The 24075-nt window shown below is 68.4% G+C and carries 23 protein-coding genes and 1 pseudogene; 15 read left to right on the forward strand and 9 right to left on the reverse strand.

The features are described from left to right. The first annotated feature begins 12 nt into the window (after positions 1-12). The 4 genes from D7W82_RS42560 to D7W82_RS19525 all read left to right on the forward strand — a co-directional run bounded on the left by D7W82_RS42560 (position 13) and on the right by D7W82_RS19525 (position 2767). Positions 13-171, forward strand: a complete 159-nt coding sequence (locus tag D7W82_RS42560; RefSeq protein WP_370451045.1) for a beta-ketoacyl synthase N-terminal-like domain-containing protein — start codon at positions 13-15, stop codon at positions 169-171. A 94-nt stretch (positions 172-265) separates the two neighbouring features. Continuing rightward, positions 266-997 (forward strand): FkbM family methyltransferase, encoded by a 732-nt coding sequence (locus D7W82_RS19515; protein WP_120619789.1) that lies wholly within the window; start codon positions 266-268, stop codon positions 995-997. Between the two features lie 55 nt (positions 998-1052). Beyond that, positions 1053-1880 carry an aspartyl/asparaginyl beta-hydroxylase domain-containing protein gene (locus D7W82_RS19520; RefSeq protein ID WP_120619790.1) on the forward strand — a complete coding sequence of 276 codons (828 nt, stop codon included), beginning with the start codon at positions 1053-1055 and terminating at the stop codon, positions 1878-1880. Positions 1881-1924: 44 nt separating this feature from the next. Beyond that, positions 1925-2767, forward strand: a complete 843-nt coding sequence (locus D7W82_RS19525) for a CPBP family intramembrane glutamic endopeptidase (protein WP_120619791.1) — start codon at positions 1925-1927, stop codon at positions 2765-2767. On the opposite strand, the gene D7W82_RS40555 is transcribed toward D7W82_RS19525, so the two are convergent. After that, positions 2739-2915 carry a hypothetical protein gene (locus D7W82_RS40555; protein ID WP_158617693.1) on the reverse strand — a complete coding sequence of 59 codons (177 nt, stop codon included), beginning with the start codon at positions 2913-2915 and terminating at the stop codon, positions 2739-2741. The two genes, D7W82_RS19525 and D7W82_RS40555, sit on opposite strands and share 29 nt — an antisense overlap. A 511-nt stretch (positions 2916-3426) precedes the next feature. On the opposite strand from D7W82_RS40555, the gene D7W82_RS19530 reads away from it, so the two are divergent. From D7W82_RS19530 to D7W82_RS19540, 3 genes are all read left to right on the forward strand, one after another. Further along, the gene (locus D7W82_RS19530) at positions 3427-4629 is read left to right on the forward strand and encodes a DUF2380 domain-containing protein (protein ID WP_233587800.1); all 1203 of its coding nucleotides are present in this window, start codon (positions 3427-3429) and stop codon (positions 4627-4629) included. Further along, positions 4626-5096 carry an NUDIX hydrolase gene (locus D7W82_RS19535; RefSeq protein WP_120619793.1) on the forward strand — a complete coding sequence of 157 codons (471 nt, stop codon included), beginning with the start codon at positions 4626-4628 and terminating at the stop codon, positions 5094-5096. Before D7W82_RS19530 ends, D7W82_RS19535 begins: the two co-directional genes overlap by 4 nt. Positions 5097-5503: 407 nt before the next feature. Then, positions 5504-7207: a hypothetical protein gene (locus D7W82_RS19540; protein ID WP_158617694.1), complete on the forward strand. Its 1704-nt coding sequence runs from the start codon at positions 5504-5506 to the stop codon at positions 7205-7207. A 20-nt stretch (positions 7208-7227) separates the two neighbouring features. On the opposite strand, the gene D7W82_RS19545 is transcribed toward D7W82_RS19540, so the two are convergent. Beyond that, the gene (locus D7W82_RS19545; protein ID WP_147439394.1) at positions 7228-7440 is read right to left on the reverse strand and encodes a hypothetical protein; all 213 of its coding nucleotides are present in this window, start codon (positions 7438-7440) and stop codon (positions 7228-7230) included. Between the two features lie 5 nt (positions 7441-7445). Here D7W82_RS19545 and D7W82_RS19550 point away from each other — a divergent pair, with 5 nt between their 5' ends. The 7 genes and pseudogenes from D7W82_RS19550 to D7W82_RS41610 all read left to right on the forward strand — a co-directional run bounded on the left by D7W82_RS19550 (position 7446) and on the right by D7W82_RS41610 (position 13282). Then, complete coding sequence (locus D7W82_RS19550; protein WP_147439395.1) at positions 7446-8300, forward strand: hypothetical protein; 855 nt, start codon at positions 7446-7448, stop codon at positions 8298-8300. 323 nt (positions 8301-8623) lie between these two features. Further along, positions 8624-9361 carry a DUF6310 domain-containing protein gene (locus tag D7W82_RS19555; protein WP_370451044.1) on the forward strand — a complete coding sequence of 246 codons (738 nt, stop codon included), beginning with the start codon at positions 8624-8626 and terminating at the stop codon, positions 9359-9361. Beyond that, positions 9358-10113: a DUF5953 family protein gene (locus tag D7W82_RS19560; protein WP_120619797.1), complete on the forward strand. Its 756-nt coding sequence runs from the start codon at positions 9358-9360 to the stop codon at positions 10111-10113. The genes D7W82_RS19555 and D7W82_RS19560 overlap by 4 nt, the downstream gene beginning before the upstream one ends. Before the next feature lie 115 nt (positions 10114-10228). Further along, positions 10229-10693 (forward strand): annotated as a pseudogene (locus D7W82_RS19565) (serine/threonine protein kinase); the annotation flags it as partial. A gap of 170 nt (positions 10694-10863) precedes the next feature. Further along, positions 10864-11184, forward strand: coding sequence for a hypothetical protein (locus D7W82_RS19570; protein ID WP_120619798.1), 321 nt, complete (start codon positions 10864-10866; stop codon positions 11182-11184). Between the two features lie 146 nt (positions 11185-11330). Beyond that, complete coding sequence (locus D7W82_RS19575) at positions 11331-12320, forward strand: alpha/beta fold hydrolase (protein WP_233587801.1); 990 nt, start codon at positions 11331-11333, stop codon at positions 12318-12320. A 635-nt stretch (positions 12321-12955) separates the two neighbouring features. Then, on the forward strand, positions 12956-13282 hold the full coding sequence (locus D7W82_RS41610) for a hypothetical protein (RefSeq protein WP_233587802.1): 327 nt from the start codon (positions 12956-12958) through the stop codon (positions 13280-13282). A gap of 129 nt (positions 13283-13411) precedes the next feature. Here D7W82_RS41610 and D7W82_RS19585 read toward each other — a convergent pair whose 3' ends face one another. The 7 genes from D7W82_RS19585 to D7W82_RS19615 are packed head-to-tail and all read right to left on the reverse strand — an operon-like array spanning position 13412 to position 20934. Beyond that, complete coding sequence (locus tag D7W82_RS19585; protein ID WP_120619800.1) at positions 13412-14593, reverse strand: ATP-grasp domain-containing protein; 1182 nt, start codon at positions 14591-14593, stop codon at positions 13412-13414. A gap of 3 nt (positions 14594-14596) precedes the next feature. Next, positions 14597-15952 carry a hypothetical protein gene (locus D7W82_RS19590; protein ID WP_120619801.1) on the reverse strand — a complete coding sequence of 452 codons (1356 nt, stop codon included), beginning with the start codon at positions 15950-15952 and terminating at the stop codon, positions 14597-14599. 9 nt (positions 15953-15961) lie between these two features. Then, complete coding sequence (locus tag D7W82_RS19595) at positions 15962-16930, reverse strand: isopenicillin N synthase family oxygenase (protein ID WP_120619802.1); 969 nt, start codon at positions 16928-16930, stop codon at positions 15962-15964. 14 nt (positions 16931-16944) lie between these two features. Continuing rightward, positions 16945-17871, reverse strand: a complete 927-nt coding sequence (locus D7W82_RS19600) for an ornithine cyclodeaminase family protein (protein ID WP_120619803.1) — start codon at positions 17869-17871, stop codon at positions 16945-16947. A 14-nt stretch (positions 17872-17885) separates the two neighbouring features. Next, positions 17886-19115, reverse strand: coding sequence for an aminotransferase class I/II-fold pyridoxal phosphate-dependent enzyme (locus D7W82_RS19605; protein ID WP_199727788.1), 1230 nt, complete (start codon positions 19113-19115; stop codon positions 17886-17888). Beyond that, positions 19112-20023 carry an alpha/beta hydrolase gene (locus D7W82_RS19610; protein WP_120619804.1) on the reverse strand — a complete coding sequence of 304 codons (912 nt, stop codon included), beginning with the start codon at positions 20021-20023 and terminating at the stop codon, positions 19112-19114. The genes D7W82_RS19605 and D7W82_RS19610 overlap by 4 nt, the downstream gene beginning before the upstream one ends. Beyond that, positions 20020-20934 (reverse strand): hypothetical protein, encoded by a 915-nt coding sequence (locus tag D7W82_RS19615; protein ID WP_120619805.1) that lies wholly within the window; start codon positions 20932-20934, stop codon positions 20020-20022. Before D7W82_RS19615 ends, D7W82_RS19610 begins: the two co-directional genes overlap by 4 nt. Before the next feature lie 365 nt (positions 20935-21299). Here D7W82_RS19615 and D7W82_RS19620 point away from each other — a divergent pair, with 365 nt between their 5' ends. Beyond that, the gene (locus D7W82_RS19620) at positions 21300-24044 is read left to right on the forward strand and encodes a polyketide synthase (RefSeq protein ID WP_158617695.1); all 2745 of its coding nucleotides are present in this window, start codon (positions 21300-21302) and stop codon (positions 24042-24044) included. Positions 24045-24075 lie beyond the last annotated feature (31 nt).

The raw sequence follows: 24075 nt of genomic DNA on the forward strand, positions 1-24075 counted from the left end.
TGCCAGAGCCTGCTGCGCGGCGAGTCCACGCTGGCGGTCGTCGGCGGCGTGAACCTGCTGCTGTCTCCCGCCGTGACGGTGAACTTCACCAAGGCCGGCTTCATGGCCCCGGACGGGGACTGTCGTTGCTGTTCGTGCTGGGCGGCGTCTGCGCAATGGCAGTGGCGGTGACGGCCCTGCTCCATCCGCGCGTGCGGGCCGTGGAACTTGAAACCGGATTGCCAATGACAGACGGGCAGTCCCTTGGACATGGTAAAGGAAACCCATGACGCAGACCCTCCCTGTTGTCGAAGTCGCCAGCGATGGCGTCGAGTTTGGCGCGGCCTGGTGGAAGACGATGCTCTGCTCCGCGCTGCCCGCGGGCACGGAGCCCCGGGGGCTCATCTACGCGGGAGCGCACGTGGGTGAGCATGTGCCGCTCTTCTCGGCCGGCGGCTTCAAGCCCATCCTCGCCATCGAGCCGAACCCGGTCGCCTTCGCCCAGCTGCGGCAGGTGGCGCCCCGGTTCGAGGGCGTGCAGTGCGTGAACGTGGCGGTGGGGGACCGCGATGGCACGACGCCGTACTTCGCGGTGAGCGACGTGCCGACGCTGAACTCCACGCTGGAGCCGGACCGGGACTACTGGCTCAAGGTGGCCGGCCCGGAGCTGGTGGACCGCCACCCGGTGCAGCGCAGCGAGGTGCCGGCCGCGCGGCTGGACACGCTGCTCGCGGGCAAGGCGGAGGCGTACAACACGCTCTACATCAACACCCAGGGCTCCGAATTGAAGGTGCTCCAGGGGGCCCGGGAGATCCTCCCCCACATCGAAGCCATCTTCACCGAGGTCAACTTCGTGCGCCGCTACGACGGCTGCGCCACCTTCGACGAGGTGGATGCCTACCTGAAGGCCGCGGGGTTCGGGCTCATCTACCTGTGGCGCTACCAGGACGGCCGCTACACCCACGGTGAGGCCATCTATTCGCGCGCCGCGGCGCAAGCGTTCAAGGAATACGCCTGAGCATCCGTTCGCGGGGCCTGCCCGGGAGCGGCGCCCACTTCGAGGAAGGACGTCCATGCATCAGCCCTTCGTGTCCGAGTCGCAGTTCGAAGCCATCCAGCAGCTGCTGACCGAGGCGCGGGGGCGGTTCGCCCCGTCCGAGCTGGAGCGCTTCGAGCAGGCCCTGCTGGGCGCCGCCGGCGCGGTGCCCCGTCCCCCGCTCGCGCCGTTGCAGGATCCGGCGTTCTATTTCCCGGGGCTGACGGCGCGGCCCTGGCATGAGGCGTCCCGCTATCCCGCCGTCGCCGCCACCGTGGAGCTGCTGGAGTCGGCGGCGGCCGGGGTCCGGGAGGAGCTGCTGGCGGTGCTGGAGACGCGGCAGGGCTTCCAGCGCTTCCCGGAAGGGAACCAGGAGCGCGCGGACTGGAACGTCGTCTATCTCAAGGGCAACTCCCAGAAGGTGCTCCAGAATCGCGAGCTGTTCCCCAGGACGGCGCGGCTGGTGGATGCGATTCCGCGCTCCGGCGCGGGGAGCATGGCCATGCTGTCGGCGGTGAACCCGGGAGGGCACATCGAGCCGCACTGCGGGCCGATGAACGTCCGGCTGACGGTGCACCTGGGCCTCGTCATCCCGCCGGACTGCCGCTTCCGCGTGGGCTCGGAGTCGCGGACGTGGCAGCCCGGCCGGTGCCTGGTGTTCGACGAGAGCTTCGAGCACGAGGTCTGGAACGACAGCGCGCAGACGCGCTTCGTGCTGCTGGCGGACCTGTGGCATCCGGAGCTCACCGACGTGGAGATCGAGCTGCTGGAGCGCTGCGATGTCATCCTCGGCAAGAGCGGGGCGGTGGACCAGATGGTGGACGCCGCGCAGGGCCGGCTCGACGGGCAGAAGTGGTGGGCGTAGTGGCCGGGCCTGGAGGATCCGAGGCGGGGAGGGCGCGCCGGGGTGTGGCGCTCTTCCTCTGCGTGCTGGCGCTGCTCCTGGCCGCGTGCATGGCGGCGCTGCTGCGCACGCAGGGGCTGTTGGAGGAGCATGTCGGCCTGGCCCTGGCGTTCATGTGGACGCCGGCCCTGGCGTCGGTCGTGGCCCGGCTGGCCCTGCGCGAGGGCTTCCAGGACGTGTCGTTCCGCCTGGGCGGCGCGCAGGGACGCCGGGCCCTGCTGGTGGCGTGGCTGCTGCCGGCGCTGGCTGCGGGGCTCGCCTATGGCGTGGCGTGGGGGGCCGGGCTGGTGGCCTTCACCCCGCCGACGCTCCGCGACTTCGGACTGGAGGGACTCCCCCCAGTGGCCCGGTTCGGGGTGCTGCTCGCCATCAACCTCACCGGGGGACTGCTCATCTCGGCGGTGACGGCGACGGGGGAGGAGCTGGGCTGGCGCGGCTACCTGCTGACGCGGCTGGTGGCGGCGGGGGTGCGCTACCCGGTGCTGTGGAGCGGGCTCATCTGGTGGGCCTGGCACCTGCCGCTCCTGGTGAGCGGTCGCTACCGGGTGGGGCCGGAGCCCTGGCTGTCGCCGGCGTTGTTCCTGATCCCCATCCTGGCGGCGTCCTACGTGATGGCGCGGCTGCGCTTCACCACCGGGAGCGTCTGGCCGGCCGTCATGCTGCACTCCAGCTCCAACGCGGTGGTGCAGGCCGCGTTCGACGCTTCATCGAGCGATGCCTCGCTCTGGGTGGGCGAGTCCGGCCTCCTGGTCTGCCTGACGAGCCTCCTGGGGGCGGCGCTCATCGCGCGGTGGTGGGCGCCGAAGCTCCCGGCGGGCGTCACACCGCGTCCCGCACCTGGACCCTGAACCCGCGCAGGAGCGCCCACAGCAGCTCCAGCACGGAGCCGTCGCAGGCCCGGCGGGACACCTCCAGCCGGGTGTCCACGGGGGCCGCGCCCCCACGTGCATCCATGGCGCTGAAGAAGTCCGCCACGCACAGGTGTGACACCCTCACGCCCTGGGGCTTGCCGGAGGAGCCGGTCGGGTAGAGGACGGAGGATGGTGGTCCATGGGCCTGACATTCACCTTCGCGAAGAGCGACGGCGGCGTGCGTGCGACGGCGGGTTCCATCCCACCGCCGCGCCAGAGGGGACGCTGCGGCCAGGGGCGTTCGCCTCGGTGGGCCTGGGGGGAATATGCGCGCTGATGCCCTCTTGCTGGTCCTGGTGCTGATGGTCACGGGATGCTCTTCCGTGTCTCAAGTGCCTGCGCGTGGCCGAAGCTTGAGCTACGCACCGCGAGAGGACTCCTCGCCCGCGTGGGTGGAGACTCCGAGCGATGAGCCCCCGCGCGCCCGAGACTTCCGCCCACGCGCCATCTCCGGGCCCCAGCAGCGGCTCCTGCGTCGCCAGCCGCCGCGTGACGACGTGACCGCCGTGGGAGACGTCGGCAGGGAGGGCGCTGTTGGGGGCGGGGCCCTGCGCGCTGCATCGACACGGCAGGCAGTCCTCGATGCCACGGACGAAGTGAAGGGTTCCCTGCGCAGCGTCGAAGCAGCGTTCACCCAACTGGCGGCCCGTCCTCCAGACCCCTGGGGCTGGAGCCTTAGCGGCGTCTTCACGCGCTACCTCGACCAGGGCTCCAAGCAGGTGACGTGGCTCCATGGCGCGCTTGGGAGCGCCACTACATTGACGGAGGTGGCCGCGGAAGTCGGCGACACGGACATGGAGCTGGGCCTGCTACGCATGACAGGGCCGAAGCTCCAGGCGGCGCAGTTCGGGACGCTCCTCTTGGCCACCTGGGTGGATTTCCTGCACCTCGCGGACGCCGTGCTCCGTCACTGCCCCATGTGCAGCGCCGAGAAACTCTTCGTGGACCTTCATCGCGTGCAGGGGTTGATGGAGCCCACGCTGACGGACCTTTCCTCACTGGACCCGGAGCGGGTGGAGGCAGCGACCACCGCGATGCCCGAACTGATGGGGAAGCTGACGCGTGAATTCGACACGCTCCATCGGGAGACCCGCGAAACCATGAAGCTTGGCGGGCAGGTCATCGCGGCGATGCAGGCGGTGGAGATGGTCGCGATGATCTCCGCGATGAAGATGGCCCTGCCACGTGTGCCGCCCTCGGCCCCTGTGACGCTGGGCGTGGGCCTGGCAATGAGTTCAGGCCGCGTCATGGTGGGATCGCGGCTGGTGGTCTCCGCCGAGTGGGTGGAGATGATGCGAAGGCTCGTGCAGGCGGGCGTCATCTCCGTGCCTGCCGTCGGCGCGGCCGTCCTCATCCAGGGCGGACAGGTCACGATGGCCCAGGCGCACCAGGACCTGCCCAAGGGCGTGCGCGAAGCGCTGGGGGACAGCCCCGAGGTGCGCGGCATGCAGGTGACGGGCAGAGCGGGAGCGGGCATGTCGGGCGCTCCGAAACACCATGTCCTGCCGCAGGAGCACCGCGAGTGGTTCGTGCAGCGCGGTTTCAGGGGCGACATGGATATCGACCAGTTCTGCGTCCGGCTGGAAAAGGCCCACCACGAGGCCATTCACGGTGGGGGGAACTGGAAGCTGGGGCGCACCTGGCCCGGTGAGTGGAACCGGATGATCATGGAGGCTCTACGCGAAGCGGAGAGCCTGGCTGCCCGGAGGTTGACGAGGAGCCAGGTCCTGAACATCGTTGCGGAGAACATGAAGGAGTACAGAGTCCCGATGAACTTCGTCACCGGGAGAAGTCGATGAGCGGCGGAGATGCCTGGCGGGGCAACGTCACGGCGCGCCTGTACGAACGGGTCCGCAAGCGTGGGTACGAGTCACTCACCGCCTTTGCAAATGCGCGTCCTACCGTATCGTTGGTGGCTCTGGCCGAAGAGCTGGGACCAGACGACGTTGCAGGCGTACAGATATTGAGTGCTTTGCTCTACGAGGCGGAGCAGCACAAGCAGGTGACGCGCTTCGTGCGTGATGTGCTCGCGCGCATGCTGACTCAGAGCCTTCCCGGCGGATGGCCGAGTGTGCTTGACGACGCGAACCGATTCGCCGTCGCCAAGGCGCTGGGGCGGTGGATCGCCTATACCCCCGAGACGCATAAGGGGCGTGCGAAGCGGATTGGAGATGCGTTGCTCGCCAATCCCCCTCCTGCTGGATGGCGCCCGCTCGGCCCCGACGACGCGCTTCTTCGGACGCTCCTCCCCGACGAGGAAGCCTGACCGGAGGCGGTGGCCCTTCGATCCGGTGAAGGAGTCGCCATGAGCCCCCAGTGTGCCCTCCCGCGAGGGTTGAAGGGACACACCGGAGGACAGGATGGGGCGGGATGACGAACCCGAGGGAAACCGGAGACCGCACCGGCTACGCAGCCTCCAACACGAACCGCTGGCTGACCTCCCTGCACACGGACTGTGCCTGCTGCACGCCAGCCGCGTGTACATCTCCACGCTGCGCGGGCCGCGCACCGGGGGCATTGATCTCCGGATCCATTTATCACCGGTGCCGGGATCTCTTATCAGGTGGGGCGCACCCCTCATCCCTGACTGGTATGCGCCCAATCGTCCTCCGTCCCCCGGCTCCTGGCCTCCGTTCGCTGTTCCACCTCCGAAGCCTTTCGGCGCTCGCGCTGATGGTGGCCGCCCTGATGGCGGGCGCGTGCGGCTCGTCGGATGCGCCCGCGGGCCCTTCCCCGACGCCCTCCCGTGATGCGGGGGTGGATGCAGGGACGGGAGCCTCGGATGGCGGCTCGGACGGGGGCGCGCAGGAGCAGGACGGTGGCACCGAGGAGCCCACGACGCCGGATGCAGGGGAGCCGCCTCCCGCGTTCACCCTGTCGACGGCTTCCGAGCAGACGGTGCGTTTCAATCCTTCGACTTCGACCGCGCTCGCGGTCCAGGTCCTCCGGGATGCGGCCTTCACCGGAGAGGTCTCGCTCTCGGTGGAGGGGCTGCCTCCCCACGTGCGCACCACCCAGGCGCTGCCGGTGATCATCCCCGAGGGAGCGGCTTCGACGCCGTTGGGCTACATCCCGGACGAGTTCGCGGCCTATGGCCGGTTCTCCCTCAAACTCATCGGAGTGGGCGGCGACACGCGTGCGGAGTTCCCCGTCACGCTGGACGTGCAGCCGGCGCCTGCCGCGCTGGACAGTGCCTTCGGAACGGAAGGCGTGGCGACGCCGGAGCTCGGCCTTCCCGCGGTGAAGATCAACGGCATGGCCGAGCAGGCCGACGGCAAGTGGATCCTCGTGGGCTCCACCGGCTCCACGGGGCAGCGGGATGTGCTGGTGGTGCGCCTGCTTCCGGACGGGACGTCGGACGCCACGTTCGGCACGCAGGGCGTGGTGGTCAGCGACATCTGCGGGGACGACGACTATGTGGATGCCGTCACCGTACAGTCGGATGGCCGCATCGTCGTCGCGGGCGGGGCCATCTCCGGCACCAACACCTGCTCGGGGGCGAAGTACCAGAGCGTGCTGCTCGCGAGGTACACGTCGGCAGGCGTCCTGGACACCACGTTCGGTGGCACGGGCGTGCGCACCTTCCAGCTCTCCACGGGCATCTCCACCCTGCACGCGGTCACCGTCGACGCCAATGGCAACATTGTCGGCGCGGGCACCGTCGACAACGATGGCCTGGACCTGGTGGTGGTCCGCCTGACGCCGGCCGGGGCGCCAGACACGACCTTCAGCGGAGACGGCGTAGCGACCACGGACGTGGGCCGCGAGGATGACGGCCTGTGCGTCGTGGCCGAGCCCGATGGCAAGGTCGTCGTGGCTGGGACCTCCACGGGCAGCCTCGACACGCTGGTCGTGCGCCGCTTCAACGCGAACGGCACCCTGGACAACAGCTTCCGCTACTCACCGTCGTTCAGCTCGCCGGACATCACGCCGCGAACGCTGCAGCGGCTGTCGAATGGGAAATGGTTGGTGGGCGGGAAGGCGGTGTTCTCCAACGGGGACACCCAGGCCGTGGTGGCGCGGCTGACCGCGAGCGCGGGGCAGGACACGTCCTTCGGCAGCGAGGGCTACACCTACTTCACGGCGGGCTTCACGGGCGTGCGGGACACGGTCGTGGGCACGAGCGTGCTGGCGGACGGGACGCTCGTGGTCGCCACCTGGAGTCAGGATGCGAAGGGCGCATCCGGACTGGGAGTCGTCCACCTGGCCCCGAATGGCACCAGCATCCTCCGCTCACATCGGACGGACCTGCCCGGTGAGGAGCAGCCCACGGTCGCGCGGCTGGACGCGCAGGGCTTCCTGCGCGTCGCCGGGACACGAGTCCCGGAGGGGAAGAGCGAAGCCGTGCCCTTCGTGACCCGCTTCCATCCGTACTGACGGCGGACGCCAGCGGCTCCTCAGGCGGTCTCCAACACGAGCCGCGTGCTGACCTCCCTGCACACGGCTTGCGCCTGCTGCACGGTGTCCGCGTAGGCGAGCACATAGCCCGCGCGGTCCTCCGACTTCAGGGCCTGGCGGATGGTGGCTCCCAGTTCCACCGCGAGCGAGATGTCCATCAACCCCTCTCCGGACTTCTCGTCGGCCGACATCGCCTCACGTGGCAGACTCATCGTTCATGGGAACGTGGCTGAACGTGGCCTTCATCCAGTGTGCGGATATCGCTCGGGTAGAGAGAGAACTCTCACGCTTGTTGGTGGAAGGGGGGCGGCGCTTGACAACACCCAAGCCGCGCACCCGGGAACGGCACGACCGCATGCAGTACGGGCTGGGTGACGAGGTGCAGCGCTGGGGGCTGGCGGGTTTTCACGGGGCCCCCGGATGGACCGTCGTGCGCACCGCCCCTTTCGAACTCCTGATGCAGGGAACCCCGCCGCTGCTCGCACGTCTCTCCTCGCGCCTGGGCGTGCCCGCCTTTCAGTACAACATCTATGACAGCACCCCAGAGTTCCTGATGGAGGCGGGTGCCGACGGGCGCGTCGAACTCTCGGGATTCGTCGGTCAAGAAATAACGCGCTATTGGAACAGCGAACCGCCGATGGAGCGTTTGCAGACGCAGTTTCGTATCATCGATCCATCAGCAGTGGCCGCATGGGCAGAGTCGGCCATGCCGGAGGCGCGTGTTACCGGATGGCTCTACCCCTCCCGCTCCAACTCCCCCCTGACGGACTTCGACAAGCTTTGGGAGTCACAGCGAGCGGATCTCGTGGGATGGCTCGGCCAGCTTGGCACCCGAATCGACCCCGAGAGCCATGAGTGGCGGGTACATCCCGCGCACATCGTTCGCCGGCTCGCTCAAGCTGGCAGCGCGTTTCTTCCCGCTGAAGAGTGCGTAGAGCCGGCAATCAAGACCGTATTTGGCGGGCCGAACGCCAGGCACTGCGACAACCTCTTTCTCGTGGAGACGCTCGTCCCCCATGCACCCATGCCCGTCGATGGGTTCGAGTTGTACGCGGAAGCGAGCAACAAGTAGGCATGGGCGCTTCATGACCGCTGGTGCGCTCCGGGCCATGCTGCCACGCCCCGGCGCATTCTTGATATTCATGGATGCTGGCATGCTCCACATGCGGCCAGGATTGCCCCGCGGCTCGCTGGCTCGCCTGAAAGGACGTGATCATGCGACTCCGCGCCTATGCCGCACTCCTGCTCTTCCTCTCGGCTTGCGCCACGTAGGCACCGAGCCCAGCAGAGCGCGCGTCCCGAAACCCGAGGATCGCCAATCTCCAGCGTGCGGCGGTGCTGCCATGGACTGACGGAGGACGGTGCGTCGTCCGTGAGGCTTCCCAGCCTTGGCCTGTGCTGGTGGAGAAGTGCTATCGGACCCTCGACCATGACCGGATCGAGTTCCACGACACCACGGGAAGATGCACGGTCGCCTCCGCAGACGCGGCTGCCGTGGGACTCGGGTTCTGCGTGCTGGCGGCTCCTGAGATTGCCGTGGGCGCCGTGATCGTGCTTGGCGTGGTGGTGGTCGGTGTCGCCATCAAGGAAGCGCTGGATGCGTATGAACTCCGCCACGCCTACCCCGAGGAAGCAGGGACCTCACGTGGAACGAAGGAGTCCTCCCTGAAAGCTGAAGCACAACGCAAGCCCAAGCTTGAACCCGAGCCAGCGGGGCAGAACAGGCAGCCTCCGGTACCGCCGGTGCCCGTGGGCCGGACGGGCCGTGCCAGCTGCGAGCCAGTTCCAGTGCCCCACGCGGGCGAGGACGCTCCGCACAATGAGTGCGCCGACAAGTTCCCGCCCAACCGTTACCCTGGAATGGACGTGCTCGTGGGCGGAGTGCGCTTCGATGCGCTGCAAGTGGGCGTACGCAGGCTGTGGGAGATCAAAACCCATCAATTCGATACGTACAATGCCTTCATCCGGGCTCAAGAGATTGCGAGGGAATTGGAGCAAATCGAAAGGGAGCAGGACGCAGCGGCGGCATGCGGATATGCCTACGTGATCGGCGTGAGCACCCAAGCGCATAAAGACGCGCTGCTGCGAGCGAATCGATTCCTCAATGTCGTCGTCACAGGATGCAAACGATGACCCCTCAGAAGCGCCTCAATCTGACTGTCTACGCGCCAGTGCTCATGACCAATGATGGCCGTACACTCAATGTCGTCCGTGGGATGGAACGGGCACTGCCCGGTTTGCGCTTGCACTGGGAAGTGGGCAAAGGAGGGCGCCTCATCGAGTTACCGCAACGCGACGCCTGGCTCGTTGACGAGGCAACTCGCGGGAAGTTCCCGCTCCTGTGCAATGGAGACGAGAGCTACCCCGTGACGGTTTCGGGAAGGGGGAGGTCAGGACGCCTCGGACCGGCAGGTCAGCCGCTGCTCGACGTCTTCGCGGAGTTGCCGCTAGACGCAGCCGTCATCGCTGCAGCGGCGGAGATGCTGGAGGGTGTTGCGGAGGGCATGCGCGCGTTCTGGGGGCATGCGACACCGGACGACGCTGCGATGGACATCGTGTATCAGACAGCTCCCACGTTGGAAGGGCCGCCGTCTCCACGTCGGGGACTGCCGGCCCTCAAACTCCTCGACCAGATCCGCGCGCCCGAGATTCCCTATTACCTCGGGTGGCTGAACTACTGGTCCGCCGCTGCCGCGCAAGCCATCGGATTCCCAGACCCGGCCCGCGACTCCGAGTTGCTTTCACGGGCGCGGCGCACAGCATCGGGCGGCTGGGTCGTGCAGCTCACTGACGCGCCGCTCGACCTGGACAACCCCGCCCACCTGGACGCGCTCCTTCGTGCCTATGAGCGCTTCCCCGAGATCGGCGGACGTGCAGCGCCTTGACCCGATTCAGGAGCCCGGTGAGGCACTCCGGCTGTAGGGACGTGCCTGCCCATCCACCCGCTGAACAACGTCACGGCGGGCCAACATCCGCGGCACTGGTGATGCCCTCCGCGCCGCGATTGTCGCGGCGCTGGCGGTGGGCTGTCCGGGTGCCCAGATCCGGCCCGAGTCCTTTACCTGCCCGGCTGGGGCGGATGAGGCCATGCGGGAGCAGCTTCACTGGAGGGACGGAGACACATTCATTCTTCAACTCGACGACCGCCAATCAGGTTGGGATGAAGTGTGGTTCACCGCTGGCGCGGAGGTGGTGGGGGTGGTCCCCAAAGGCGTCAACGGCGACCGGCAGGCCGCGGTCGCACCTCGTGGGACGCGCTTCTACGGCAAGGCCTACTACCTCTCCGACAAGATGGGGCGTGTGGATGGGCCGGCCCTCGTCGTCCGGTACGACCGAGTGAAGCTCCCGGGGCAGGAGGAGCAACCCATTTGCTTCGTGGTGGAGAACGAAGCCGTGGCGTTCAAGGACGGCAGGGTGAAAGGGTACAATCGGGGCGCCGGGACCGTGGTGCACCGCTGGCCCTGAGCAGCCCTGGGGCGACGTGGTGGGTAGGTGCTTGATTTCGCCCCCGCCTCCTCAAACTCGACATGACCTCCCAGGGTCGTTCCACGACGGCCCATCCCACGGGTAGCGTCGTCCACGACGCGTCGGCCTTCGGAGGCCTGCGCGAAGAGGAGGAAAGAGCATGTCGGAAAGTGAGTTCAGGCTTCCACGCGGTGCGCTACCTGGCGCATGCCCTGGAGAAGGGCGACACGCTGAAGGCGGTGGTGGAGAGGCTGGGGGTGTCGGAGCCGACGTTGCAGGCGTGGAGGCGGGGTCAGACGCCCGGCGGCAAGAAGACGCAGAGCAGTGAGCAGGGGGCCGCGCCGCTCGAGCTCGTGGTGGTGCACCCGCCGAAGCAGCACGCGCCCTCGCCAGTGGCGACTACCTTCGCAGTAGTGTCACTGCAGGGCTGGCGCGTGGAGGGACTGGGCCTGGAGGAAGCGGCGCAGTTGCTGCGGAGGCTGGCGTGCTGACGCTCTCCCGTCTAGCTCCGACTGACACCACCGCGCCCATCGAAGCCGGGCGGGGGCTCATCCACGCCCCGTCCAGATGGGGCGCGGCGAGCTGTTACCCATGGGCTTCCCTGTTGGTCTCCGCATTCCTGTAGTTGAGTCAGTCCATGCGAAAGCTCCTCCTCCTCTGCTTGCCGCTGTTTGCCTGTGTGACGACGAAGTCCGTCCCGGTCCCGGCTTCTGCCGGCTCCAGCGCATTGCATCAGGTGAAGCGGGTGAAGGTGGCCGAGGGGGTCGAGCTCGAGCTGCTCGACTTCGGAGGCCAGGGACCCGCGCTCGTCTTCCTGTCGGGCCTGGGCAACACGGGCCACGTGTTCGACACCTTCGCGCCGGAGTTCACCGCGGCCCATCACGTCTACGCCGTCACCCGCCGGGGGTTTGGCTCGTCGAGCTGGCCCGAGCAGGGCTACGACACCGCCACCCTGGGCGAGGACGTCGTCCGGGTGCTGGAGGGGCTGGGAATCGCGAAGGCGTCATTCGTGGGCCACTCCGCCGCCGGGACAGAGCTCACCTGGGTGGCAACCCATCACCCGGAGCGCGTGGAGAAGGTGGTCTACCTGGACGTGAGGACCGACGGTGACCTGCTGGCGGAGTTCCTTTCGCTCCTGCCCATGCCTCCTCCGAGCGAGCCCGCTCCCGAGGACGTGGCCTCACGCGCCGCGCTCGCCGCCGCGGTCGCGCGTGACGTCGGAGGAGCGTTCCCCGCGCACGAGCTCGACGAGGCGAACGAGTTCGATCCGAAGACCGGGCACTACCTGCGCGACCGCAAGTGGCCGCACGCGGAGGAGCGGGTGATGAAGGGTTTCTCGAAGGTGGACTTCGCGGCCGTGACGGCGGCCGTGCTCTTCCTCTACGTGGATCAGCCTCGGTCCGGGCGGGCGGAGGACCTCCCAGGCTTCTCCCAAATGAACCTTCCCGTGCAGGAGAAGTTGAGGGCCCTGAGCGCCAGGGCGCTCCAGCGGGACGCCGAAATGCTGAGCGTGATGAGCATGCCGAACTGGAAGGGCATCAAGCTCGATCACGCGCGGCACTACGTCTGGCTCACCAACCATGACGAGGTGCTGCGCGAGATGAAGACCTTCCTCGAGACATTTTGAAAGGGCGGCGAAGGCGCGCTGGATGAGCGCATCTCCTGTTTCCACACTTCGAGCAAGCGAACACGTCCAGGGCTTTCCGTCCTGCGTAGCAGCCTGGCGAGAGTCCAATCGTGGTGTGCGCTCCTTCTTCGGCTCCTCCCTCGTCGCGGCAAGGGACGGGCTCTCTTTCTCCGGCTCCGGCCTCGCCCCTGCTTGGGGGAAACGGCTCGCCTGCGCGGTGAAGACCCGGGGTGCTACCTGCTGCGCGCCGCCCTTGCCGCCATCGAGATTCCCGGTACCGTCACGCTCCCGGCCAGCTCCGACTGACGCCACCGCGCCGTGCTTCAATGCCCGGCGGGCTCATCCGCGCCCCGTCCAGACGGGGCGCGGCGAGCTGTTACGTTTCGTCGACGGTGCGCCAGCCGCAGGGGGATGCGTCCTACTCCTCCCCGGAAATGCTCCTGATGGGCCGCGTGGGTGCGAGAGCGGACCTCTTCTCGCTTGGCAACGTCCTGCTTGAACTCGCGACGGGGAGGAACCTCCTGGATGCCCCGGACGCCTTGACCGAAGAGGTGAAGGGCTCACTTTCGGTCAGGCAGCGCGTGCGGGTCCGGCGTGCCGCCAAGCGGGCTCGGCTCGCTGGAAGCCCTGTGGGCGTGGAGGACGCGATCTGGCGCGCGGCGACCTACTCGCAAGCGGACCTGGAGTCGTTGACGGAGCCGCTTCCGCAGGGACTGGGCCTGGCGCTGCGCAAGCTCCTCCAGCCCCGCCCGGAAGCCCGCTACCAAACAGCGAGGGAACTGGCGGCGGACCTGCGCCTCTGGCTCGGAGAAGGAGGCGCCTCCGGTCGAAAGGAAGCGGTGTCGGAGTTGCACGAGATGGCGAAGCGATCCCGCGAGGTGATGATGGTCGAGCTGGGCATGCGGCGCCCCCGGGGCCTCCAGGTGTCCCAGCACGAGATCAGCACGAACCAGCCACGCTGACTGCGAGGAGGCGCAACTCCAGTCCCGCCATCTTGCACGGATGTCGCATGAGGCTGCGGCATGGGGTGGGACGTTTCGCACCGCGCGGTGCGGCTTCGAATCCTACCGCTGCGCCGGACCGCGCGTTGTCTACGCGGTCTCCAACACGAGCCGCGTGCTGACCTCCCTGCACACGGCTTGCGCCTGCTGCACGGTGTCCGCGTAGGCGAGCACATAGCCCGCGCGGTCCTCCGACTTCAGGGCCTGGCGGACGGTGGCTCCCAGCTCCACCGCGAGCGAGATGTCCACCACGCCTGGCAGCCGCTTCAGCGCCAGCGCGCCGTTGATGCGCTTGAGCTTGCCGGGGGGCGGGGTGAAGTACTGGATGGCTGCGCCTCCTCGGGGCACAGGGTCGGCCTCCAGGGGCTTCAGCGTCCCCATGGCCCACTGGAGCGTCATGTCCAGCAGGTCATGCCCCGTGGTCAGCCGGACCAGGTCCCACAGGCGGTCGCCGCCCAGCCGCGTGTGTGTCTCCACGATGCGAGGGCCTCGCGCCGTGTACTTCAGCTCCGTGTGTGACGGCCCGTCCTTCAGCCCGAGCACGTCCAGGAAGCTCCGGATGAAGTCGCGCACCTCGCGGTCCCGCTCAGGGCTCATCGGCGCGGGGACCTGGTGCGCGACCTCCAAGAACGCGCTGCCGTTGGGGTCCGTGCTCTTCGTCTCCTCGTTGATGCCGAGGATGACGTGGCGCCCCGCGAAGGAGAAACACTCCACGGAGTACTCGGGGCCGTCCAGGTACTCCTCGGCGATCCACGACGCGCGGCCGTTCAGCACGCCCTCCAGGTCCGCGGCGGAGCGCACGAGCCGCACGTCGATGCTGCCCACGCCGTCCACGGGCTTCAGGATGAACGGATAGCCCTGGCGCTCGGCGAACGCGACGGCTTCCTCCCGCGTCTTCACCGGGGCCCACTGCACGGGCGAGAACCCGCCGGAGTCGAGCACCCGCCGCATGGCCGGCTTGTCGCGCGTCTTCTCCACCAGCTCCAGCGGCGTCCCGCGCAGCCCCAGCGCTTCGTTGATGCGCGCGCAGGTGAGGAGCGCCTCCTCCGCGACGGTGATGGCGCTCACGAACGGAGTCACCGCGTGCGCGGCCTTCAGCATGGGGATGAGCGCCGGGTCGTCGTAGCTCATGAGCAGGACCCGGTCGGACTGCCGGTTCACGTGGTCATCGGACAGCCCCGGCTGCTGGATGATCAACGGCCGCAGGCCCAGCTGCCACGCCCGCTCCGTGATGAACTGCCTCGCGCCCAGAAGGATGAGGTTCGCCGCCATGGTTCATGCACTCCTTGCAGTGACGTCCTCCGCGCGGCCTCGCGCGTGACGGATGAAGGCCTGGCGTTCTTCCTCGGAGACGACGAACGCCCACCCCAGCTTGCCTCCACTGGTGATGTTCACCACCTTCGAAGTGCGGCTGCCGCGCACCAGGAAGCCAGTGGGCTTGCCGCCATAGGAGTAGAAGCCCAGCACCAGCCGGTACTCCGCCGGGGCTGAGTCACCCGCCGCGCGCAGCCGGACCGTCTCCGCTTCCACGACGCGCTGGCAGATCCACCGCTCGATGCCCGGCTCACGCAGCTTCTGCTCCAGCACGTCCGCGGGCCAGTCCGCCCCCATCAGCACGCCGCTGCCGCCGTAGGAGCTGCTGTCGTCGATCTTGAAGACCAGCCCTGTCTTGTCGCGCAGCGCGTCCGCCAGGTTCCCCTCCGACAGGGAGAAGGCGTGGGGCAGGTACCTCCGGATGGCGGCCACCTCCTTGTCGCTGAACAGCGCGTGGTGGCCCGGCTCGCACAGCAGCGCGAGGAACCGCTTGCTCATCCGCAGCTCCGGTTCAAAGCCATGGGTGAGCACCGCGCCGCTCGCCCACAGCTTCTCCAGGAACGCGAAGCCGTCCGTCACCTCTTCGTAGGTGAACATGCGGTGGATAAGCGTGCGCTCCGCCTCCTCCCGCTTCAGCCAGGCCTCCGGGTAGCTCACCTCGTCGAGGATGTGGACCGATAAGCCCGGGTTCAGCTCCTCCAGGTACCCCTTCAGATATTCCTGCCGCGGATATCCCAGACCGGAGTGCCCCCTGGAGTCGAGGATCACCACCCGGCGCAGGTCCCGCTTGCGGCACTCCTCCGCGTACAGCACGGCGAGGTCCCTCAGCGGGCTGTTCATCAACCCGGCCATGGGAAAGCCCAGCGCCTCCGTGGCCGCGCGGGAGCCCTCGTAGGCCTCGCCTCCGCCCACGCCGGGGAAGATGTTGAACTCGCAGAAGAAGTACCCCTGCCGCGTCGGCACGACGTCCATCCGGCCAATCGTCGCGTCGCCGTGGCGCAGGTTGTCCCAGTGGATGAAGTCCACGAGCCGCCGGGGCATCCGCAGCAGGTCCAACAGGCCTTCCCGCGAGCGCGTGTCGATGAGGTGGCCGATGAGCTTCAGCTGCGCGGAGAGCAGGTGGCTGCACGCGAGGCTCAGCTCCTGGAACTCCGCCTCACTGAAGAGGAGCGGGTGCGCGAACTGGCTCTTCTCGTACATGGGAGAGTCCAGGTCGTGGATGGCGGCGATCGTGCTCGCGTGCGCCCTGGCATCACGCTCGGGCGACCATCCTTCCTCCAGGGCGGCGAGGAACGCTTCGTTGAATGCACCGATCATGGGTGGGCCTCAGGGGCGTCCGGCGTCGTTGACACCGAACAGCGCGTTCATCTTCTGGAGGGAGAAGGCCTTGTAGACGACGGGCTCGTACTTGGCGGGCGTGTCCTTGCAGAACTTCGGGAAGCACTCGATGAGCGCGTCGTCGTTGGCGAGCTTGAAGAACGCCAGGGACTGACGCTCGCCTCCGCCCAGCACGACCCGGTGTGGCGTGGACACGTATTCGTCGTTGGACCAGCGGGCCATCAGGTCACCGATGTTGACGATGAGGTGATCCCGCCGCTCCAGCGTGGGCGTGATCCACGAGCCGCCACGCTCCTTCACCTGGATGCCAGGGCCCGTCTGCGCCAGGACCGTCAACAACGTCCCGTCCGTGTGCTCGCCCATGCCCTGGTCGTTGACCAGCTCCGGGTTGAGCCGCGGGTAGAGCAGGGAGCGCAGCGAGTCGGTGGACGCGGAGGTCTTCTTCGCGAAGAAGTCCCGGGGCAGGTCCAGCGCGATGCTGAACAGCTCCGTGAGCCGGGCCGTCAGCGCCTCGCACTCGCGGAAGTAAGCCTTGAGCGCCGCACGCAGCCGCTGGCCCTCCGCGTCCTCGCTGAACGGCAGCCTCGCGCTGTCGTCCTCGATGAGCCGGCCCACGCTGAACTTCTCCACGTAGTCGCTGGGGAGCCCCTTGCGGCCCATGTACGCGAAGGCGTTCTCCTCCAGCATGCCGCTGTAGCCGTAGGGCGTGTAGTCGTCCGCGGCCATGGTGAAGCCGGACTTCAACCGGCACTGGTTCTTCGCCTCGAGCGGCAGGCGGAAGAACGCCCGCGAGAGGCCATAGGCGTCCTCGAAGACCGAGGGCGCGATGCCGTGACCGCTCAGGGTGAAGAAGCCCACCTGCTTGCAGGCCCGGTCGATCTCGAACGCCGCACGGCGCTCGGCTTCGGACCCTGGCGTCGCGGACGTCAAATCGATTCGGGGCAACTCCTTCATCATGTGCTCCTCCAGGTTCAGTGGCTCAGCTCGCGTTCACGCAGCACGTGCGCGACCGTGAGGACGTCCAGGAAGGCGTGTCCCGTCGAGCTGAAGACGGTGCGGCCCGAGCGCAGGGGACCGCTGTCCCTCCGCACGAGCTGCCCCAGGGTGACGGCGTTGGCGTGCACCGGCCCGGCCTCCGCGAGCGCGGTGGCCAGGTCCTCGACGATCACCGTCGACGTGCGCAGCAGTTCGAGCGGCACCTCCCGGGCCTCCACGGTGTGACCGCCCATGCAGTTGATGTGCACGCTGGGGGAGAGGCCCTCGAAGCTCCCCAGCGGCGTCTTCGACGACGTCGCGGTGCCAATCACGTCCGCGCCACGGATGGCCTCGTCGAGCGACGCGCAGGCGGCGACGTGCACCGCTTCACCCAGGGACGCACGCAGCTCCGCGGCGAACGCGCCGCAGCGGGCCGGATTCCTCGCCCAGAGCCGCACCTCCTGGATGGGGCGGACCGCGCGGACCGCCAGCACCTGCTGCCGGGCCTGCGCCCCGGTGCCGGCCACCGCCAGCGTCCGGGCATCCATGCGCGCGCAGAAGTCCGTGACGAGCGCGGACACGGCGGCGCACTTGAGCTCCGTCACCGCCGCGCCATCGAGCAGCGCGAGCAGCTCCCCCGTGCGCGCGGAGAACGCCGCCACCACGCCGTTCATGGTGGGCAGCGGATCCGTGGCGGACCGCTCGAAGAGGGTCGCCACTTTGTTGATGTAGAGGCCCAGGTGCTCCGACACGGCCGGCATCGACACGAACGCGGCGTGCCGGGAAGAGGAGGGGACGGCGACGCGCAGGGGGACCTGCATGCGCTCATGCAGGCCCTCCGTGAGCGCCGCCTCCAGCTCATGCACGAGCCGGGGCAGGTTCCCGTGCGCGGTGACGACATCGTGGGAAAGGAAGGCAGCCATCGCGCGCTCCCCGCCTACAGCGTCGCGAGGACTTCCTTCAGGTGGCCGATGAACGACTGGACCTGCTCCGTGGGCAGGTCCCCTCGCAGCATGAGGCGGATGCCCGCCTTCCCCACGGGCACGATGGGGAAGAAGACCGCGGAGCAGTAGAAGCCCCGCTTGTAGAGCTCGCGCGAGAGCTTCACGGCCTTGTCCTGTTCTCCCACCTCCACGACCTTGATGTGCAGGCCGTCGCCGCGCTGCTCGGTCTGGATGTGCTCGTCGAACAGGGCGATGTTCCGGCGGAGCTGCTCCTGCCGCTTCGCCAGCTCCGGGCTGCGGTGGACCTTGATGCTCCCCATGGAGGTGCCGATGGCCGCCGTCCGCAGGCTCTGGGACCAGCCCATGGGGCCCGTCCGGTAGAGGAAGTCCTTGTGCTTGCGGGAGCCCAGCATCGCGATGCCGCCCGTGCTGCCGAACGCCTTGGCGATGGAGGCGATGATCAGCGTGCGGTCGTTCATCCCGCGCAGCCGCGAGCGGATGTAGCCCTCGCCGTTCTTCCCCTGCGTGGAGAGCGAGTGCGAGTCGTCGAGGTAGAGGAAGAGCCCGTACTTCTCCTGGAGCGTGAGCAGCGCCTGGAGGTCCGTCGCTCCGCCCGTGGAGTAGACGCCGTCGCACACGTACGCCACGCGCGGATACTTCCGGCAGACGTCCTCCAGGTAGTTCATGTCGTTGTGCGGGGCGTTCAGCACCCGCGTCTCGTCCGCGACGATGGGCTTCACGAACGCCATGGAGAAGTGCGCGAACTTGTCGAACACCATCACCAGCGGCTCGCTGTCCGTCAGGTGCCCCGACCCGAGCACCGGCAGGATGGCCGCCGTGAGCGCGCTGGAGGTGACGGCGGGGAGCACCGGCCCACCGAAGAGGTCCGCGAGCTGCAACTCCAGCTCCTCCATCAGGCCCAGCCGGATGCGGAACTCCGCCATCGACAGGCCGGTGATGCCCGCGTTTTTCAGCGCGTCGATGCCGCCCTGGAGGACGTCCGGGTGGCTGTTGAGCCCCAGGTAGGAGCAGGAGCACAGGTTGGCGAACTCGTGCCCGGTGTCCACCTCGCGCATCCGGTTCTGGCCGTTCACCGCCTCCACGCGGATGTCGAGCATGTTCGCCTCCCGGGCCACGGCCCAGGCGCTCTCGCTCGCGGGGATCATCTTCTGGTTGTTGCGGTGCAGGTGGGGACCCATCACCGCGTCGTTGGGCGTCGTCACTTCCGCGCTCCCGTCTTGTCGGTCACGAACTGGCCGATGCGCTGGAGCGCCTCACGGCCGCTGCTGAGGCGGTGGAAGTGCAGGTGCCAGACGTGGACCATGTCGGGCCACTCCTCGAACGTGACGTCCACGCCCTGGGCCTGGGCCTTCTTCGCCATCGCCTGCGAGTCGCTGAAGAGCAGCTCCCGCTCGCCCACCTGGATGAGCAGGGGAGGGAAGCCGGTGAGGTCCGCGTGGATGGGTGAAATCGTGGGCTGCCGCGCGTCCTGTCCGTTGAGGTAGTGCCGGGCGACCTCCTCCACCACCTTGCGCTGGACGAGCGCGTCCGCCTTCTCGCGCGTCTCGTAGCTCTCGCCCTGGATGCCCAGGTTGAACCACGAAGAGATGCACACCAGGGCGCCCGCGAGCGGAAGCCCCTTGGCCCGTGCGTTGACCTGCATGGAGACCACCAGGCCGCCACCCGCGGAGTCCCCCGCGATGGAGATGTGGCCGGGCTTGAACCCGCGCTCCAGCAGCCAGCGGTACGCGCTGGTCGCGTCGTCCAGCGCGGCCGGGAAGGGGTGCTCAGGTGCCCGGCGGTAGTCGAGCTGGAGCACCCGGCAGCGAGCCTGCCGCGCCAGCTCCGCGGCCATGTGCCCATGGCTCACGAGCGAGCCGAAGACGAACCCGCCGCCGTGCAGGAAGAGGAGGGCGCGGCCCTGATCGCACTCCGGCGGCGTGAGCCACTGGGCACGGACGCCGTTCACGCTGACGGGCTCCACCGCGATGTCCGAGGCGACAGGCAGCCCGAGCGAATCGTAGTGGACCCGCGCCGCTTCATAGCCGTCCGGCCAGGGCCGGGCGTCCAGGTACGCGAGCAGCTCCTTCATCTCCGCCGCGTTGCGCTCCGCGTGCTGTCGCGAGGTCATGCCCGCACCTCGATGATGTTCGGGTACGGGTTGAGTTCGCCGCTGACGAAGCGGGTGATGTTGGCGTCGTCCTTGTGGTTCGTCGCCTTCTCCAGCGACAGGCCGTAGTAGTCGTACCAGCGACGGAGGTCGTCGGTGCCCGCGACCTGGAACTCGACGTGCCGGATGGGGCGCTTCGCGGCCTTGCTCGCGTCGGTGAGAGATGGCTGGGTGGCCGCGTGGGCGAGCCCGCCCACCACCTCGTTGTGGAGGACGATCATCACGATGTCGTTCTCCAGGTCGAGCTTCAGCGCGAACGAGTAGTCGCGCAGGATCTCCTCGGAGAACTCCGCCTTCACGGCGACGTTGTAGTTGTTGGGGATGTTCTCGATGAGCGAGCGCGGGTCCAGGCCCTTGTCCTGGCAGAACCGGCGCGTGTCGCAGATCATCGGCATGCCGCCGCTGATGTTCTGGTTGGGGCCGTAGAGGTTCGCGATGAACGGCGTCGCCGAGTCGAAGTGGACGCACTTCGTGGTGACGAACTCGCGGCTCTCCGTGTGGTCGCTGTTGGGCGTGAAGTTGCGGTTCTTGTTGAACCCGTCCACGTCCATCTTGGCCACGCGGTCGTAGGCGATGGGCGTGGGGCTGTAGCGGGCCAGGTCGAAGCGCGGCGCGATCGCCCGGAAGATGCCCTCCAGGTAGTCGCGGGCCAGCGCGGCGCCGGACTCGGTGTGGAGGTCCAGCCCGCGATCCGCGAGCAGCTTGTTCACGCCGAACACCACCGCGAACCCGTTCTTCTTCTCCACGGCCTCCACCACGGCGTCGAGCAGCGCGCCGGCCGGAGCCGCCGAGCGGCCTTCACCCAGGTCCGCCGGGAAGGTGGAGACGTTGATGAACGAATCCTTGAGACGGCTCGGATCGAGTCTTTTCATGGCTGTCCAGGGGATGAGGGGGAATGGAGCGGCAGCCGATAGTCAGGCAACGGCCGCGATGTCTGTCTTGATATACTGATGCAAAAGTCTGGCGTCAACCCGCCCTGGATTTTGATGTTGACAGTGTTTGTGGATGGGGCGCGCAGCTTGAAATCATATCGGCCGCCTCAAGGCTCCGGAACGACGCTCCCAGGAGGGCGGTATCGGCCTCTCGATGAAACCCCTTGAATACGTCAGGTAGGATCCTGTTGGTGCCTTCGCGTGTCGGCCTGGATGTGTGTGATTTGGCTGGTCGTGGACGCATCCGGGTCATGGCTTTACATTGATTGACAATGCGGAAAGGGAAACTGGATGGGATCGCGCCGGTGGCGATCTCTGGTTTTGCGTTTGTGTTGCCGGGTGCTCGCACCCTCGATGAACTGGCGGAGGTGCTCCACGGGGGGAAGACGACGTATGGCCAGTGGCCGGAGGAGCGCATTCCCCGGGCCCTGTATCTGGATCCCTCGGCGGCCGTGGGCGCGGCCCGGACCTCCACGCTGCTGGGCGGCGTCGTGGAGGACGCCTCTCAACAGCGGTGGGTGGTGGAGACGGCGCACCGGGCCCTGGAGTCGGCGGGGCTGGCCCCAGGCTCACTGGGTGGGCAGCCCGTCCCGGTGTTCCTGGCGCACTCACGCGGTGGCGGGCACGGGCTCTACGACGCCGCGGTGCTGGCCGTGGCGGATCAGCTCCAGCCGTACCTCGTGCACGGCGCGCATCCGAATGAGTTCTCCCATCAGGAGCTGACGGACCTCACCCGGAAGGTGCGCCAGTCGCTCCGGGATTCGTTCGGGCCGGACTTCGTGGAGGACCCGAGGGAGCGCGCCACGCATCGGCTCGCGAGCGCCATCGCGGAGGCGCTGGGCACCACGGAGAAGGCGCTGCTCGTGGACGGGAACTGCACCGGCGGTCTGGCCGCGATCGAACTGGCGGCGCGGGAACTCGCGAAGGGAGCGCCGTGGGCCATCGCGGGCGCGCTGTCCTACGTCGACACGGTGAACCAGGTCCTCTATTCGAACTCACGCCTCCTGTCGTCCGAGGGCTGCTTCCCGTTCGCCCAGAAGGGGAACGGCACGGTCATCTCCGATGGCGTGGTGCTGCTGGTGCTCACGAGCCTGGAGCGGGCGACGCAGGAGCGGCTCCCCATCCACGGGGTGATCCGCGGCGTCGGCGGGGCGAACGACGGCGCGGCGGAGGCGTACATGCTGGTCCCGAATCCGCGCGGCCACGGGCTGGCGGTGGGGCGTGCGCTCGACCAGGCAGGCGTGGAGCCTCGGGAGCTGGGGGTGATCCTCGCGCACGGCACGGGGACGCGGGCCGGTGACGCCGTGGAGGCGAAGGTCTTCGATCGCGCGCTGAAGGCGCATGGTGAGGAGGCCCGACCCGCGTCGCCGGTGCCCGTGATGTCGATCAAGGGGAACCTGGGGCATGCGAAGGAGGCTTCCGGGCTGGCGAACCTGATCGCGCTGCTCGCCTTGTTCGAGTCCGGAGCCATTCCGGGGCCGGTGCACGGGGACAAGCCCCGGAGCCTGCTCGAACCCGGAGGGGTCATCGAGGTCGAGAAGACCGCCCGGCCGTGGCCAGCGGGCGAGCAGCCGCGCATGGGAGGCGTCAGCGCCATCGCGAGCGGAGGCCAGAACTACCACGCGGTGGTGGAGGACCGGCCTTCCCCTGTGCGAGCCCAGGCGTTGCTGCGAAGTACGCGGAGACATCCCGCGAGGAGCGACGAGCCCATCGCCATCGTTGGGATGGCCGGTGCGTTCGCGGACGCGTCCGACCTGAGCACGCTGTGGACGAACCTGCTCCACGGCCGCCGAGCCTTCCGGAGGCTGCCGTTCGGGCTCGGGGCGCCGCTGGACCTGGACGCGTCCCGGTTCACGGGCAACGCCAGCCAGTACGGCGAACGACCGGCCGACATCCTCCGGCATGATCCGCTGCACTACCTGCTGGTGGACCTGGCGCGAAGCGCGGCAGCGAAGGTCTCCATCGAACGGGGAAGCAACATCCCGGTGGTCGTCTCCGCGGAGCACTGCAGCGAGTACGGACTGCGCCAGGTCGCCGCCGCACGTCTGCCGGAGATAGAGGAGCACCTCCAGCGCGTGTTGCGCGAGACGGGCAAGGACCTCAAGGGAGTGGCCCGGACCGTGCGCGCGGCGATGAAGCGCCTGTCGAGCGACCTGCCGGAGCTGTGGGCCGGCAGCCTGTTCAACCTGTCGCCCAGCTTCATGGCGGCGAGGATCGCCCGAGCGTTCGACCTGACCGGCCCCACCTGCGCCATCGAAGCCGGAGGCGCGGCGGCGTCCATCGGAGGTCTGGAGGTCGCATGCGCCCGGTTGTCGTCGCGTGAAGCAGACGCGGTGTTCTGGGCGACCGCGGACATGCGGCTCGGAGTCACGCGCATGGCCGACGAAGGCGCGATGGGGCTCCTGTCCCAACGGGACACACCGACCGTGTTCGACGCGGCGTCCGACGGGTACCTGCCTGGGGAAGGCGCCACGGTGTGCCTGCTGCGACGGTTGTCGGACGCGAGGGAACGGGGGGACCCGGTGCTCGGGATCATCCGTGCGGTAGGAAGCGCGTTCGGAACGCCCGAGGACCACGGGCTCGTCTCCGAGCCCGCGATGAGCCTGGCCATCCGCCGTGCCTGGTCACGGTGTGACGTGTCGGCGGACGCGCTCGCCTTCGTGGAGTGTTTCGGCAGTGGGCATCCCGCCAGCGACCGCGCGGAGCTCGCGGCCCTGGGACGGACGCTCGGGACCGCGCGAGCCCGGCCGCTTCCGCTGGGAGCCGTCATGCCGAACATCGGTCACACCGGTGCCGCCGCCGGAGCCGCGAGCCTGATGAAGGCACTGTTCACGCTGGCCGCGAAGCGGGTGCCGGCGACCCTGGGCGTGACGACCCCGCTCGTTGGCGCGGCCGACAACCTCCGCGCCTGCACGGAGCCGCAAGATCTGAAGGAGGCGCGCTTCGCGGGCGTCAACGCCGCGGGAAGCGGAGGCACCCACTACCACGTCGTGCTCGAAGCCGGGCCCGACCTCCAGGTCCCGTGTCTCAACGCCAGGGAGGCAGCGTGAGCACATCAGGAGACGGTGCTCCTCCTTCCAG

The sequence above is a fragment of the Corallococcus sp. CA049B genome, assembly GCF_003611685.1.
In the GTDB taxonomy this organism is placed as follows: Bacteria; Myxococcota; Myxococcia; order Myxococcales; family Myxococcaceae; genus Corallococcus; species Corallococcus coralloides.

What these genes read in the sequence shown, in the direction of transcription:
- D7W82_RS19610 (WP_120619804.1), bottom strand. Translation starts at nt 20,023, where the DNA reads ATGACCTCGCGACAGCACGCGGAGCGCAACGCGGCGGAGATGAAGGAG.
- D7W82_RS19545 (WP_147439394.1), bottom strand. Translation starts at nt 7,440, where the DNA reads ATGAGTCTGCCACGTGAGGCGATGTCGGCCGACGAGAAGTCCGGAGAG.
- D7W82_RS19520 (WP_120619790.1), top strand. Translation starts at nt 1,053, where the DNA reads ATGCATCAGCCCTTCGTGTCCGAGTCGCAGTTCGAAGCCATCCAGCAG.
- D7W82_RS19535 (WP_120619793.1), top strand. Translation starts at nt 4,626, where the DNA reads ATGAGCGGCGGAGATGCCTGGCGGGGCAACGTCACGGCGCGCCTGTAC.
- D7W82_RS19590 (WP_120619801.1), bottom strand. Translation starts at nt 15,952, where the DNA reads ATGATCGGTGCATTCAACGAAGCGTTCCTCGCCGCCCTGGAGGAAGGA.
- D7W82_RS19560 (WP_120619797.1), top strand. Translation starts at nt 9,358, where the DNA reads ATGACCCCTCAGAAGCGCCTCAATCTGACTGTCTACGCGCCAGTGCTC.
- D7W82_RS19575 (WP_233587801.1), top strand. Translation starts at nt 11,331, where the DNA reads ATGCGAAAGCTCCTCCTCCTCTGCTTGCCGCTGTTTGCCTGTGTGACG.
- D7W82_RS19540 (WP_158617694.1), top strand. Translation starts at nt 5,504, where the DNA reads ATGGTGGCCGCCCTGATGGCGGGCGCGTGCGGCTCGTCGGATGCGCCC.
- D7W82_RS19515 (WP_120619789.1), top strand. Translation starts at nt 266, where the DNA reads ATGACGCAGACCCTCCCTGTTGTCGAAGTCGCCAGCGATGGCGTCGAG.
- D7W82_RS19585 (WP_120619800.1), bottom strand. Translation starts at nt 14,593, where the DNA reads ATGGCGGCGAACCTCATCCTTCTGGGCGCGAGGCAGTTCATCACGGAG.
- D7W82_RS19615 (WP_120619805.1), bottom strand. Translation starts at nt 20,934, where the DNA reads ATGAAAAGACTCGATCCGAGCCGTCTCAAGGATTCGTTCATCAACGTC.
- D7W82_RS19600 (WP_120619803.1), bottom strand. Translation starts at nt 17,871, where the DNA reads ATGGCTGCCTTCCTTTCCCACGATGTCGTCACCGCGCACGGGAACCTG.
- D7W82_RS19595 (WP_120619802.1), bottom strand. Translation starts at nt 16,930, where the DNA reads ATGATGAAGGAGTTGCCCCGAATCGATTTGACGTCCGCGACGCCAGGG.
- D7W82_RS19550 (WP_147439395.1), top strand. Translation starts at nt 7,446, where the DNA reads ATGGGAACGTGGCTGAACGTGGCCTTCATCCAGTGTGCGGATATCGCT.